The 13,666-nt window shown below is 67.7% G+C and carries 10 protein-coding genes, 1 tRNA gene and 1 pseudogene; 2 read left to right on the forward strand and 10 right to left on the reverse strand.

The window, feature by feature from the left end; translation table 11 throughout:
• Nucleotides 1-60: 60 nt before the first annotated feature.
• The 8 genes and pseudogenes from polA to ACWF82_RS13555 form a co-directional block, all read right to left on the reverse strand.
• On the reverse strand, nt 61-2,793 hold the full coding sequence (polA, locus tag ACWF82_RS13520; protein ID WP_452500999.1) for a DNA polymerase I: 2,733 nt from the start codon (nt 2,791-2,793) through the stop codon (nt 61-63).
• 243 nt (nt 2,794-3,036) lie between these two features.
• Nucleotides 3,037-3,729: an ABC transporter ATP-binding protein gene (locus tag ACWF82_RS13525; protein WP_452501145.1), complete on the reverse strand. Its 693-nt coding sequence runs from the start codon at nt 3,727-3,729 to the stop codon at nt 3,037-3,039.
• A 138-nt stretch (nt 3,730-3,867) separates the two neighbouring features.
• Nucleotides 3,868-4,821: pseudogene (locus ACWF82_RS13530) on the reverse strand (ABC transporter ATP-binding protein); the annotation flags it as partial.
• The gene (locus ACWF82_RS13535; RefSeq protein WP_452501001.1) at nt 4,818-6,233 is read right to left on the reverse strand and encodes a branched-chain amino acid ABC transporter permease; all 1,416 of its coding nucleotides are present in this window, start codon (nt 6,231-6,233) and stop codon (nt 4,818-4,820) included. The pseudogene ACWF82_RS13530 and the gene ACWF82_RS13535, both read right to left, overlap by 4 nt.
• Nucleotides 6,230-7,267: a branched-chain amino acid ABC transporter permease gene (locus tag ACWF82_RS13540; RefSeq protein WP_452501003.1), complete on the reverse strand. Its 1,038-nt coding sequence runs from the start codon at nt 7,265-7,267 to the stop codon at nt 6,230-6,232. The genes ACWF82_RS13535 and ACWF82_RS13540 overlap by 4 nt, the downstream gene beginning before the upstream one ends.
• A gap of 126 nt (nt 7,268-7,393) precedes the next feature.
• Complete coding sequence (locus ACWF82_RS13545; protein ID WP_452501005.1) at nt 7,394-8,551, reverse strand: branched-chain amino acid ABC transporter substrate-binding protein; 1,158 nt, start codon at nt 8,549-8,551, stop codon at nt 7,394-7,396.
• 273 nt (nt 8,552-8,824) lie between these two features.
• Nucleotides 8,825-9,442, reverse strand: a complete 618-nt coding sequence (locus ACWF82_RS13550; RefSeq protein WP_189033992.1) for an ANTAR domain-containing response regulator — start codon at nt 9,440-9,442, stop codon at nt 8,825-8,827.
• A gap of 238 nt (nt 9,443-9,680) precedes the next feature.
• Nucleotides 9,681-9,767 (reverse strand) — tRNA-Leu (locus tag ACWF82_RS13555).
• A gap of 392 nt (nt 9,768-10,159) precedes the next feature.
• Here ACWF82_RS13555 and ACWF82_RS13560 point away from each other — a divergent pair.
• Nucleotides 10,160-10,780 (forward strand): arsenate reductase/protein-tyrosine-phosphatase family protein, encoded by a 621-nt coding sequence (locus ACWF82_RS13560; RefSeq protein ID WP_452501007.1) that lies wholly within the window; start codon nt 10,160-10,162, stop codon nt 10,778-10,780.
• Nucleotides 10,781-10,875: 95 nt separating this feature from the next.
• Complete coding sequence (locus ACWF82_RS13565; RefSeq protein WP_452501009.1) at nt 10,876-11,283, forward strand: hypothetical protein; 408 nt, start codon at nt 10,876-10,878, stop codon at nt 11,281-11,283.
• A gap of 9 nt (nt 11,284-11,292) precedes the next feature.
• Here the strand turns inward: ACWF82_RS13565 and ACWF82_RS13570 are convergent, their stop codons facing one another.
• Together ACWF82_RS13570 and pyk are read right to left on the reverse strand one after the other, a co-directional pair.
• Nucleotides 11,293-12,162 carry an acyl-CoA thioesterase gene (locus ACWF82_RS13570; protein ID WP_452501147.1) on the reverse strand — a complete coding sequence of 290 codons (870 nt, stop codon included), beginning with the start codon at nt 12,160-12,162 and terminating at the stop codon, nt 11,293-11,295.
• A 41-nt stretch (nt 12,163-12,203) separates the two neighbouring features.
• Nucleotides 12,204-13,622: a pyruvate kinase gene (pyk, locus tag ACWF82_RS13575; RefSeq protein WP_379310099.1), complete on the reverse strand. Its 1,419-nt coding sequence runs from the start codon at nt 13,620-13,622 to the stop codon at nt 12,204-12,206.
• Nucleotides 13,623-13,666: the final 44 nt, after the last annotated feature.

Raw genomic sequence — 13,666 nt, forward strand, 5'->3', positions numbered from 1 at the left:
TTCGGCCACTGCGGGCACCGATCCTGAGCGGTCGGTGCCCCCAGTGGCGAGTAGGCCACGTCAGTGCGCGGCCGCGTCCCAGCTGCGGCCCGTGCCGACCGAGACGGTCAGCGGTACCGAGAGTTCGATGGCCGAGGACATCTGTTCGCGGGCAAGGGATTCCAGGGCCTCGCGTTCGCCGTCGGCGACCTCGAAGACGAGTTCGTCGTGGATCTGCAGGAGCATGCGCGAGCGCAGGCCGGCCTCACGCATGGCGTTGCGCACATTGATCATGGCGACCTTGATGATGTCGGCGGCGGTGCCCTGGATGGGGGCGTTGAGGGCCATCCGCTCGGCGGCCTCGCGGCGCTGGCGGTTGCTGGAATCCAGGTCGGGCAGGTAGCGGCGGCGGCCGAACAGGGTTTGGGTGTAGCCGACCTTGCGGGCCTGCTCGACGACCTCGGCCAGGTAGTCGCGGATGCCACCGAAGCGGTCGAAGTAGACGTCCATCTGCTCCTTGGCCTCGGCGGTGCTGATCTTCAGCTGCGCCGAGAGGCCGTAGGAGCTCAGTCCGTAGGCCAGACCGTAGGACATCGCCTTGATCCGGCGGCGCATCTCCGGGTTCACCTCCGACAGCGGGATGTCGAAGGCCTTGGACGCGACGAAGGTGTGCAGGTCCTCGCCGGAGTTGAACGCCTCGATCAGACCCTCGTCGCCGGACAGGTGCGCCATGATCCGCATCTCGATCTGGCTGTAATCGGCCGTCATCAGCTCGGTGTAGCCGGGGCCGACGACGAAGGTGTCGCGGATCTGGCGGCCGGTGTCGGTGCGGATCGGGATGTTCTGCAGGTTCGGCTCGGTCGAGGAGAGCCTGCCGGTGGCGGCGATGGTCTGGTTGAAGGTGGTGTGCACGCGGCCGTCGTCGGCGACCGACTTGAGCAAGCCGTCGACGGTCACCTTGAGCCTGGTCGCGTCGCGGTGCGCGAGCAGGTGCTCGAGGAAGGCGTGGCCGGTCTTCTCGAACAGCGATTCCAGCGCGTCGGCGTCGGTGGTGTAGCCGGTCTTGGTGCGCTTGGTCTTGGGCATGTCGAGCTCGTCGAACAGCACCACCTGCAGCTGCTTGGGCGAGCCGAGGTTGATCTGCTTGCCGATCACCTCGTACGCCGAGTTCGCCGCCTCGGCCACCCGGTCGGCGAACTGGCGCTGCAGCGACTCGAGCTGGGCCACGTCGACGGCGATGCCGGCCTCTTCGAGCTGTCCGAGCACGCCGAGCAGCGGCAGCTCCATCTCGTCGAGCAGGGCGGTCGACTCGATCGCGGCCAGCTCGGTGTCGAGCGCGTCGGCGAGGTCGGCGACCGCGCGGGCGCGCAGCATCTCCTGGCGCGCTGTCTCGGCGGCGACGGTGTCCTCGTCGTCGAGCAGCGAGAGCTGACCCGTGTCGCCGGTCTCCACGCGCAGTTCGCGCTTGAGGTAGCGCAGGGATAGATCGTCGAGGTTGAAGCTGCGCTGGCCGGGCCGGACCAGGTAGGCCGCCAGCGCGGTATCGGTGGTGAGACCGGCCAGGGTGAAGCCGCGACCACGCAGCGCGTGCCCGGCGGCCTTGGCCTCGTGCAGTGCCTTGGGCACGGCAGGGTCGGCCAGCCAGGCGCCCAGCGCCGCCTCGTCCTCGGGGGTGAGCACGGTGAGATCGATGTAGCCGCCCTCCCCGTCACCGGCGGCGATGGCGATCGCACGGGCGTCGCCGTGCACCGGGGTGCCGCTGCCGACCACCGACAAGCCTTGGCGCACACCGGCTTGCGCGTGCTCGGCCAGCCAGTCGGCCACCGCGCCCTGATCGAGGGCGCCACCGCTGATCTCGAAGCCCGATTCGGCCTCGGGCTCGGCGGAGCCGAGGGTCTCGAAGAGCCGGTCGCGCAGCACCCGGAATTCCAGGTCGTCGAAGAGCTGGTGGATCTTCTCCCGGTCCCACGGCGCCTGCGCGAGCTGGTCGGGGGTGTAGGGCAGCGGCACCTCGCGCACCATCTCGGTGAGCTGGCGGTTGAGCACGACGCTGGACAGGTTGGCGCGCAGCGCGTCGCCGACCTTGCCCTTCACCTGGTCGACCTTGTCGACGAGGGTGGCCAGGTCACCGTATTCGCGGATCCACTTGGCCGCGGTCTTCTCGCCAACGCCGGGGATGCCGGGCAGGTTGTCACTCGGGTCGCCACGCAGGGCGGCGTAGTCCGGGTACTGGGCGGGGGTGAGGCCGTACTTGGTCTCCACCTCGGCCGGGGTGAAGCGGGTGAGATCGGAGACGCCCTTGCGCGGGTAGAGGACGGTGACGTCGTCGTTGACCAGCTGGATGGCGTCGCGGTCACCGGTGACGATGAAGACCCGGTACCCCTGGGCGACGGCCTGGGTGGTGAGCGTGGCGAGCACGTCGTCGGCCTCGTAGCCGTCGATCGCCATCACGGGAATGCCGAGGGCGCCGAGCACATCCTTGGTGAGTTCGACCTGGCCGCGGAACTCGTCGGGCGTCGCGCTGCGGTTGGCCTTGTACTCCGGGTAGGCCTCGGTGCGGAAGGTCTTGCGGGACACGTCGAACGCCGCGGCCACATGGCTCGGCTTCTCGTCGCGCAGCAGATTGATGAGCATCGAGGTGAATCCGTAGACCGCGTTGGTGGTCTGCCCGGTGACGGTCTTGAAGTTCTCCGCCGGTAGCGCGAAGAACGCGCGATAGGCCAGCGAGTGCCCGTCCAGGAGCAGCAGCGTCGGCCGCTCACCGCCCGAATCGGTGGTCGTTGTCGATGCCTGCGCAGTCGTCGGTGAACTCACCCGGATGAGTGTAGGGACCACCACCGACACCCCCGAACCCCGCCGCGCCGATTCTGCACCGACGGGCACCCGCATACCCCGCCCCGCACGCCCGACCACGAGGAGGGCAGGCCGACGCAGTCGGCCGTCGCGGCCGTCCCGCCGATCAGGTGCCGTTGCGTAGGCGACGAAGGAGCAAGCAACGGTGCCTGATCGGCGGGACAGGAGGGGCCGCGACCTCGAGCGCGCCAGCGCTCCGACGACTCAGTGGCCGAGGTAGGCGGACATGACGGCCGGGTCGGTGAGCAGGGCGGAGCCCGCCCCGGTCTTGGTGACCTCGCCGGTTTCCAGGATGTAGGCGCGGTCGCTGCGGGTCAGCGCCTGCTGGGCGTTCTGCTCGACGAGCAGGACGGTGGTGCCCTGGCGGTTGATCTCGCTGATGATCTTGAAGATCTGCTGGATCACCATGGGCGCCAGACCCATCGACGGCTCGTCGAGCAGCAGCAGCTTCGGGCGGGCCATCAGGGCACGGCCGATGGCCAGCATCTGCTGTTCGCCGCCGGAGAGCGTGCCGCCGACCTGCTTGCGGCGTTCGGCCAGGCGCGGGAACAGTTCGAAGATCCAGTCCAGCGTCTGCTGGTACTCGGCCTTCTGCGCGAACGGCCTGCCGTAGCAACCCATGTCGAGGTTCTCGGCCACGGTCATGCCGGGGAACACGCCACGACCTTCCGGCGCCTGGATCAGGCCGTGCACCACCCGGTCGTGCGCCTTCATCGAGGTGATGTCCTTGCCCTCGAACAGGATCTTGCCCGAGGTGAGCGGCAGCAGACCCGACAGCGCGCGCATGGCGGTCGTCTTGCCCGCGCCGTTGGCGCCGAGCAGGGTGATCAGCTCGCCCTGGTCGACCGACAGCGAGATCCCGTGCAGCGCTTCGATTCTGCCGTAGTTCACGACCATGTCGCGCACCTCGAGCAGGGGCACCTTCTGCTCGACGACGGGTTCTTCCTGCGCCGCTTCCACCACGACGGCGGGGGCCTGGGTGGGCGCCACCTCGGCCGCCGCGGCGGCACCGGCCCCCTCCCGCACCTCGTCGACCGTGTCCGCGTCGGGCACACCGAGATAGGCCGCGATGACCGCCGGGTTCTCGCGTACCTGGGCGGGCAGGCCGTCGGCGATCTTGCGCCCGAACTCGAGCACCACGATCCGGTCGGTCACGCCCATCACCAGGCGCATGTCGTGCTCGATGAGCAGCACGGTGTAGCCGTCGTCGCGGATCTTGCGGATCAGATCCATCAGCGCCGACTTCTCGCTCGGGTTGAACCCGGCGGCCGGTTCGTCCAGGCACAGCAGCTTCGGCTCGGTCGCCAGCGCTCGCGCGATCTCGAGCCTGCGCTGGTCACCGTAGGAGAGGTTGCGGGCCTTCTCGACCGCGCGCGGCGCGATGCCGACGAACTCGAGCAGCGCCATGCCGCGTTCGATGGCGTCGCGTTCCTCGCGCCGGTGCTTCGGGGTGCGGAACACCGCGCCGGGTACCGAGGTGGTGTGGCGGGCGTCGGTGCCGACGACCACGTTCTCCAGCGCCGTCATCTCCCCGAACAGCCGCACGTTCTGGAACGTGCGCGCGATGCCCATCCGGGTGATCTCGTTGCGTTTGGTCTTGGCCAGCGGCCGCCCGTCGAAGTGCACACTGCCCGCGGCGGGCTTGTAGACACCGGTGATCGCGTTGAAGCAGGTGGTCTTGCCCGCGCCGTTGGGGCCGATCAGGCCGAGGATCTCGCCGCGGCGGATCTCGAAGCTGACCCCGTCCAGCGCGGTCAGACCGCCGAACTTCACCGTCAGGCCGTCGGTGCGCAGCAGCGCCTCGCCCACCTCGGTGTCGATCGCGCGATGCGGCGCGACGACCTCAGCGACCGTCTCCGCGTCGCCGAGTTCGGGCAGCACCGCGGTGACGTCGACCTCGCCCGCCGGTTCGACCTCCGGCGCGGGCTTGTACCCGGCCGACATGTCCTCGTTGTCGTACAGCGCGTCCCCTGCGCCCGGCCCCGTCATCGCCCTGCTCCGATCGGTTCGGCCGCCGGCTTGCGCACGACCGCCTGGTACACCTGTCTGCCGTAGGTGAGCAGCTTCTGCCGCACCGGGAACAGACCCTGTGGCCGCAGAATCATCATCACCACCAGCGCGATGCCGAAGTAGAAGTACTTCAGGTCACCGAGCGTCTGCGCGCCGCCCTTGCGGAACAGCAGCACGCTGCCGAGCAGCAGCAGGCCGAAGACCACCGCGAAGATCGACACGGTGATCACCCCGCGCCTGGCCCACACGCCGAGCGCGTCACGGCGCCACCGCCACAACAGCCACAGGCCGACCAGCAACGCGACATCGAGCGCGAGCAGCAGATAGCCCATCGACTCGCTCGACACCAGCTGCACCGACTGCAACCGCATCGGCAGATACGCGATGAGGAAGGCGCCGACGATCACGCCGAGCTTGTTGCCCGAGCCACCGAGCACGACCGCGCACAGGAACAGCATCGACAAGATGATGTCGAACTGTTTCGGGTTCACGTAGGTGACCTGACCGGCGTACATGGCACCCGACAGACCACCGACGGACGCGCCGATCACGAAGGCCCACAGCTTGAACTTGAAGGTCGGCACGCCCATGATCTCGGCGGCGTCCTCGTCCTCGCGGATCGCGACCCAGGAGCGGCCGACCCGGCTGCGCTCGAGGTTGCCGATGATCAGCAGCACCACGATGACCAGTGCCATGCCCAGCCAGAACCACCAGGTGCCGCTGCTCGCGCGCTCCAGCGGGTTCATGCTCTCGGTGTCGCCGAGGTTGCCCGGGGAGAAGTAGCCACCGGGATGCGCCTCGGATTCACCGACCTGCGGGTACGCGATCTTGGACAGCCCGAGGCTGCCGTTGGTCAGCTCGGTCAGGTTGTCGGCCATCAGGCGCACGATCTCACCGAAGCCCAGCGTCACGATCGCCAGGTAGTCGCCGCGCAACCGCAGCGTCGGTGAGCCGAGGATCAGACCCGCGAGCGCGGTCAGCGCGACCGCGATCGGCAGGCAGGCCAGCCACGCCCAGCCGGGTTCGAGCCAGCCGCCGTCGGTTTGGTTCCACGGGCTGTTCGGGCTGGTCAGCAGGCCGACGGTGTAGGCGCCGACGGCGTAGAAGCCGACATAGCCGAGGTCGAGCAGACCGGCCTGGCCGACCACCACGTTCAGGCCGATGGCGATCAGCGCGTACATCGCGAACTGCGCCATCACACCGCCGAAACTCACGCCGGGGGTGTCGATCAGCGGGGGCGGGAACAGCGGCAGGAGCGCCAGCGCGATGATGATCGGCACGCCGACGGCCCATTGGCCCGCCCGCGGCAAGCCGTCCCACCAGGTGCGGATCGCGTCGCCGATGCCACGCCGATCCTGTTCCGTCGCAGGGGTTTTCGTCAGGTCGGTCATGCGCGCGCCCTCCCCAGGCTCTCGCCGAGGATGCCGGTCGGCCGGAACATCAGCACGGTCACCAGCAGAACGAACGCGACAACGTCACGCCATTCGTTGCCGAACAGGATCTGCCCGTATTGCTCGGCGACGCCGAGGAGCATGCCACCGAGCAGCGCGCCGCGCAGGTTGCCGATACCACCGAGCACCGCGGCGCTGAACGCCTTGATCCCGAGGATGAAACCGCCGGAGAAGATGATGCCGGTGGGAATGTAGAGCGTGTAGAGCATCGCGGCCGCACCGGCGAGCAGACCGCCGATGAGGAAGGTCAGCACGATGACCCGCTCACGCGAGACACCCATCAGGGTCGCGGTGTCGGGGTCCTGGGCCACCGCGCGGATGGCGCGGCCGAACTTGGTTCTGTTGATGACGATCTCGGTGGCGATCGCGAGCACGACGGCCGCGGCGAAGATCACCAGCGCCACATTGGTGACCTGCGCGCCGAGGAAGGTGAACTGCACCTTCGGCTCGACCAGCCGGATACCGGTCTGGGCGTTGGAGCCACCGAGACCCGGCTTGATCTTGGGCAGGATGTAGTGGACGAACTCCTGGATCACGAACGACATGCCGATCGCGGTGATCAGGAACGCCAGCGGTTTGGCTCCGCGCCTGCGCAGCGGGCGGTAGGCCACCCGTTCGAGCCCGATCGCGGCGATGCCGGAGACCAGCATGCCGAACAGCATCGCCAAGCCGAGATAGGTCACCGTCAGGACGACGCCCTGGGAGTACGCGTTGCCGCTGGGGGCGAAGCCGAGCAGCTCCAGCCCCACGTAGGTACCGAACATGCCGAGCATGAAGATCTCGGAATGCGCGAAGTTGATCAGTCGCAACACGCCGTAGACCAGGGTGTAGCCGACGGCGACCAACGCGTAGATCGATCCGTAGGTGAGTCCGTCGACGGTCAATCGCCAGAACTGGTCGATCACCCCGGAGACGTTGAAATCGATGGAACCCTCGGCCAACAGGGTCACACCGAGCGATGCCGCTGATGTCATGATTTCTCTCGCGTCAGGCAAGCGGTGCGCGTGGCATGGCCACGCGGTCTTTTTTTGATTGCGCCCGCTTCTGTCAGGCGGGGGGGGGGGCTGGGCCCCCCCCACCGCTACACACTTTCGTGGGGACTACTTGACCTCGTACATCCAGATCTGGATGTTGGCCAGCTCGCCGGTCTCGCCCCACTTGTACTGGCGGGCGACACCGGTGCCGTTGTAGTTACGGACGTAGTCGACGAGCTCGGCGCGGGTGACCTTGCCCGAGTCGATGCCCTTGAGCAGGATCGTGGTCAGGTCGTAGCCCTCGACGGAGTAGACGCCGGGCGCCTGGCCGTTGAGCGCCTTGTACTCGGTCGCGAACTTCTCCGGCGCCGGGCTGCACGGGCACGACAGCAGCGCGCCCTCCGAGGAGCTACCGGCCTGGCGCACGAACTCGGGGTCGTTGCTGCCGTCGGCGGAGACGAAGGTCGCGGTCACGCCGCCGGAACGCAGCTGCTGCACGAACGGCGCCGCCTCCGCGTAGTAACCGGCGTAGAAGATGGCATCGGGCTTGGCCGCGGACAGCTTCGACACCGCGGCCGAGAAGTCCTTGTCACCTTCCTTGACGCTGACCGCGCAGGACGCGTCAGCGGCCGGGCCCGCGGCGGTGTTGAACGCCTTGGCCAGACCGGCGCCGTAGTCGGTGTTGTCCTGCACGACGCAGAGCTTCTTGTAGCCCTTCTCGCCGGTCAGGTAGTTGGCGACGGCCGGGCCCTGCGAGTCGTCGTTGCCGAGGCCGCGGAAGAAGGTCTTCCAGCCGTTCTGGGTCAGCGTCGGGTTGGTGGCCGATGCGGTCAGCGTCGGCATGCCCGCCTCGCTGAGGATCTGGCCGGTCGCCTTGGTCTCACCCGAGAAGGTGGGGCCGACCAGCGCGACGATGCTGGGATCGCTGACGATCGTCGGGATCACCTGGCTGGCGATCTGCGGCTTGCCCTCGGTGTCGAACTGCTTGACCGACACCTGACAATCCGGATTGGCCTTGTTGTGCTGGTCGAGGGCCAGCTTGACACCGTTGATGATGTTGATGCCGAGCGCGGCGTTACCGCCGGTCAGCGGGCCTGCCATCGCGATGGTCTGGGGCGCGCACTTGGCCTTGCCGTCGCCCGCGGGATCGGCGGCGGCGCCCGCGTCGGTCTGCGCGACGGCCTTACCCTGGGTGTCGAGCTGAACTACCGGCTGGATCGAGAGATCGGTGTTGCCGCCACCGCCGCCGTCGGACGACTTGTCGCTGCATCCGGACAACACCAACGACGCGGCAGCTCCGATTACCAGAACTCCTCGCGTCGAACGACTGCGCCATGTCGAACTGAGCACGTCTCACCTCTATGTCCTGTGCTCCCCGGGGTCACCGAGGGGGCCGACCACGTTCAGCCCGGACAGAACATATCGCCGGTTTGTTAGATCCGCATCACATTCGCATCATGTCGGACGCATCATGTCCAGTCGTAGTTCACATTATTGTTTCGCTTGCGTAAAGTTTTTCGGCTTTCGGCGCGAGACCCGCGGCGGCGCGTTCCGGCGTCACTGCGGGGTGAGGTTCTCCAGCACGACTTCGGCGACCGCCTTCATGGTCGTGCGCCGATCCATCGCGGTGCGCTGAATCCATTTGAACGCCTGCGGTTCCGACAGACCCTGGGTCTGCATGAGCACACCCTTGGCCCGCTCGACCAGTTTGCGCGTCTCCAACCGGTCCGACAGATTCGCGACTTCTGTTTCCAGCGCGGTGATTTCGTGGAAACGGCTCGCCGCGAGTTCGATCGCGGGCACCAGATCGGATTTGGTGAACGGCTTGACCAGGTAGGCCATCGCACCAGCGTCGCGGGCCCGCTCGACCAGGTCGCGCTGACTGAACGCGGTCAGGATCACCACGGGCGCAACACGTTTCGACGCGATCTCGGCTGCGGCGTCGATGCCGTCGCGGCGCGGCATCTTCACGTCCATGATCACCAGATCGGGGCGCATCTCCTCGGCCAGCTCGACGGCCTGCTGACCGTCGCCCGCCTCACCGACAACCTCGTAGCCCTCTTCCTTGAGCATCTCGACGAGGTCCATCCGGATGAGGGCCTCGTCCTCGGCGACAACGACGCGCTTGGCCGCGGCCTCACGCGTAGCGCCGGCGCCCGCTGCATTCGTGCTCATAGGTTCGACCCCTCTGGAATTCCGATGCCTGTCGATCACACCACGACAGACGACGGCACCGGGCGAGCCGGTCGGGAACCCGTCGTGGGTGACCGAGTGATGTAAAGAGTACCTTTCGCTTCCGCACAGAATGCAGTGAGCGGTCCGAAACCGCCGGTGAACGCGAGCGCGGTGACGTCGCGCACACCCCGCGACCGATACTCCCCCGCGGAGCGCGGCCGATGCCGCGCTACCGCCGTGGTGCCGAGTGTGGGACTCGAACCCACACGTCCTTTCGGACAACGGTTTTTGAGACCGTCGCGTCTGCCAGTTCCGCCAACCCGGCGCACCGCGGTCACTATAGCGCCTCGGCGCGCCGGGAAGCGAACCGCGGGTCTGCCACGTCGTCGCACCAGGTCGGTCGGCGCCGGCAGTGGTGACCGGAGTGTCCGCGCACGGCCGGATGCTCTCCACCCCCGGCCGGGTGGACGGCGCCGCACCCTCGGTGCCGCAAATTATCACCGAACAGAATTGTTACACCGCAGCAGAGTGATGATCGACACACATTTCCCGCAGGTTTCCGGTCCCTATCTCGCGGGTATCACGATGACGCACAACGGATTTGCGCATTGTGATTCATGTACGGGATTCAACCGAGAGGTGAATAAGTAGCGCCGCACCTGTGATGGTTCCATTTCTGGCTCACCGCGCGACAATCAACCCGATTACGGTGTCGGTATGCACGTGTTGTTCGTCTGCAACTCCAACGTCTGCCGTTCGGTGATCGCCGAACGGCTCACCCGGGCGTTCGCGGCGGACAACGGCCTATTCGGGCTGACCGCAGAGAGCGCTGGGACGCGCGCGCTGGTCGGCTTTCCCCCGGAACCGCTGGCCGCGGAGACCATCGCCAGCCTCGGCGGCGACCCCACCGGATTCAAGGCCAGAAAACTCAAGCCCGAGATGGTCGACCGCGCCGACCTGGTGCTCGCGATGACCGAATCACTGCGCGATCAGGTGGCCGAGCTCTCCTTCGGCGTCGGCCCGCGCGTCTTCACCCTCGCCGAGGCGCACCGCATCGCCAAGGTCACCGGCGCGAAATCCATTGCCGCGCTTGACCGCGCCCGCGACGATCTGGCCTACGTCAGCCGGGAGAACATCGCCGACCCGATCGGCTTGTCCCCCCAGGCCTTCCTCGAGGTCGGCGACCAGATCGCCGAACTGCTGTTCCCCCTGTTGCAGGCGCTCGCGCCGCACGAGCAGACCACACTCACCGGCGACGACGAGCGCCCCGGCCTGGTCATCGAACCGGCGCCCGCGCGTCCGCTCTCGGCATTTCTGGCCGCCCAGCGCAGGAGCTGAGCGCAAGGCTGTTCGCCGGAGGGTCCGAGGGATTACACTTCGGCGCGGACGTGCTGTTCCCCTTGCTGGTTCGACACACGACAGGAACTTCAGACATGCCGAAACGCATTTCGGATGTTTCGCTCCATGTGTATGTGACACCGGAAATTCTCGACCGCATCGTCGCCAGTGTCCGGACGGTCCTCGACGACCACCTCCAGGACCGCGACGTGTTCGCCTGGCGGTTCACCCTGCCCGTCGACGTGGCCGATCCCGTCCATCAGGAACTCGAATCACACTGGCGCGGTGCGCGTCCCGGCGCCGAACCGGGCGCCGAGACCACCTCCGAGATCGCGCTCAGCCTGGTCGGCGATCCGGCCGACCTCACCGACACCGATATCGCCGACCTCGAGCACGGCCTGGCGCTGGCGGTGTACGGCGCGGCCACCGAGGCCGTCCCGTTCGTGTTGCGCGCCAACCAGCGCACCGATGTCGAGCTCGAACTCGACCGCGAACACCGCTGAGTCGCTCGCTCAGCGGGCCGGGAAGTGCCGGATGACGCCTTCCTGGACCGTGGTCGCGAGCAGTTCCCCGCTGCGCGAATAGAATCGGCCGGTCGCCAGGCCACGCGAGCCCGCCGCAACCGGTGATTCGGTGGCGTAGAGGGTCCAGTCGTCGAAGCGGAACGGGCGATGGAACCAGATCGAATGGTTCACCGTGGCCGCCAGGATCCGGTCCAGACCCCACGACAATCCGTGCGTGGTGATGATCGAATCGAGCACGGTGGTGTCGGAGGAGTAGCCCAGCGCGGCTACGTGCAGCAGCGGATCGTCGGGCAGCGCGCCGTCGGTGCGCATCCACACCCGGTTGTGGTTGAGCTTCTCGCCGGTGCCCTTGAGGATCCACGCCGGATCGTTGGTGTAGCGCATGTCGACCGGGTGCGGCGCGTTGATGAACATCTCCAGCTTGTCCTCGAAGCCGGCGAAGCTCTCCTCGATCCGGGGCAGTGTCTCCGGATCGGGCACCTGCGGGCCCTCGTGGGCGTGCTCGAGGCCCTTGCCCCAGTCCTGGAACGCCGCCAGCATGACGAACAGCTCCTGGCCGTCCTGGCTGGCGGTGACCGTCCGGTTCGCGAGCGCGCGGCCGTCGCGATGCCGCTGCACGTGGTATTCGATCGGCTTCTTCACGTCGCCACCGCGCACGAAATGCGCGTTGATCGCGTGCAGCGGCCGCTCACCGGCGGTGCGTCCGGCAGCGACGATCGCCTGCGACACCAGCTGCCCGCCGAAGGTGCGGCTCCACACCTTCTCGGGATGGTTGCCGAGGAAGACGTCCTCGCCGATCGGTTCGAGGTCGAGCAGGTCGAGCAGCACCCGCAGATCGGGGGACGGCTCGCCCTGCACTGTCTCGACCTCGATCGATCCGCCTGCCGAACTACTCACGACTAGTGGTCCTCCTCGCCGATGCGATGAACGTGGATCAGGTTGGTGGAACCGACGGTACCCGGCGGGGAACCGGCGACGATGACCACCAGGTCACCCTTGCGGTACCGATCCATCGACAGCAGCGCCTGGTCGACCTGATGGATCATCGCATCGGTGCTCTGCACCATCGGGACGATGAAGGTCTCGGTGCCCCAGGTCAGCGTCAGCTGGCTGCGCACCTCCGGCAGCGGGGTGAACGCCAGCAGCGGCAGCGGGGTGTGCAGGCGGGCCAGGCGGCGCACGGTGTCACCGGACTGGGTGAAGGCCACCAGCGCCTTGGCGTTGAGCCGCTCGCCGATGTCGCGGGCGGCGTAGGAGATCACGCCACGCTTGGTGCGCGGCACGTGGGTCAGCGGAGGCACCCGGTGCGTCTCGGACTCCACCGCGGTGACGATCCGGCTCATGGTGCGGACCGCGTCGATCGGCCACGCGCCGACGGAGGTCTCACCCGAGAGCATCACCGCGTCGGCGCCGTCGAGCACCGCGTTGGCGACGTCGGAGGCCTCCGCGCGGGTCGGGCGGGAGTTCTCGATCATCGACTCCAGCATCTGGGTCGCGACGATGACCGGCTTGGCGTTCTCGCGCGCCATCTGGATGGCCCGCTTCTGCACCAGCGGCACCTGCTCGAGCGGCAGCTCGACGCCGAGGTCGCCACGGGCGACCATCACCGCGTCGAAGGCGAGCACGATCGCCTCGAGGTTGTCGATCGCCTCGGGCTTCTCCAGCTTGGCGATGACCGGAACGCGGCGCCCTGCCTTGTCCATGATGTCGTGCACCAGCTCGATGTCGGACGGCGAACGCACGAACGACAGCGCGATGAAGTCGACGCCCAGCTTCAGGGCGAATTCGAGGTCTTCGATGTCCTTTTCGGACAGGGCGGGCACCGACACGTCCATGCCGGGCAGCGACAGGCCCTTGTTGTTGCTCACGGGGCCACCCTCGGTGACCCGGCAGACGACGTCGTTGCCGTCGATGCTCTCCACCGTCAGGCCGACCTTGCCGTCGTCGACGAGCAGGCGGTCGCCTGCCTTGGCGTCCTGCGCGAGCTGCTTGTAGGTGGTCGAGACACGGTCGTGGGTGCCGTCGACGTCGTCGACGGTGATCCGCACCTGCTCGCCGTTGGCCCAGGTGGTGCGGCCGTCGGTGAACCGGCCGAGGCGGATCTTGGGGCCCTGCAGGTCGGCGAGGATGCCGACCGCGCGGCCGGTCTCGTCCGAGGCCGCGCGGACCATCTTGTAGTTGTCGGCGTGGTCGGCGTGCTCACCGTGGCTGAAGTTCAGCCGCGCCACATCCATGCCGCTTTCGACGAGCTCACGAATACGGTCCTGGGTGGCCGTAGCCGGTCCGAGGGTGCACACAATCTTCGTCCGTCGCATCACAACGGCAAGCCTAGTCCTCCCGATTCCGGGCGTCGTTTCGCCGG

Source organism: Nocardia sp. NPDC055053 (assembly GCF_053608285.1).

Excerpts from the sequence above, each read along its gene's own strand:
- ACWF82_RS13540 (WP_452501003.1), bottom strand. The coding sequence starts at position 7,267 with ATGACATCAGCGGCATCGCTCGGTGTGACCCTGTTGGCCGAGGGTTCC.
- ACWF82_RS13535 (WP_452501001.1), bottom strand. The coding sequence starts at position 6,233 with ATGACCGACCTGACGAAAACCCCTGCGACGGAACAGGATCGGCGTGGC.
- ACWF82_RS13565 (WP_452501009.1), top strand. The coding sequence starts at position 10,876 with ATGCCGAAACGCATTTCGGATGTTTCGCTCCATGTGTATGTGACACCG.
- ACWF82_RS13550 (WP_189033992.1), bottom strand. The coding sequence starts at position 9,442 with ATGAGCACGAATGCAGCGGGCGCCGGCGCTACGCGTGAGGCCGCGGCC.
- ACWF82_RS13560 (WP_452501007.1), top strand. The coding sequence starts at position 10,160 with ATGCACGTGTTGTTCGTCTGCAACTCCAACGTCTGCCGTTCGGTGATC.
- ACWF82_RS13525 (WP_452501145.1), bottom strand. The coding sequence starts at position 3,729 with ATGGTCGTGAACTACGGCAGAATCGAAGCGCTGCACGGGATCTCGCTG.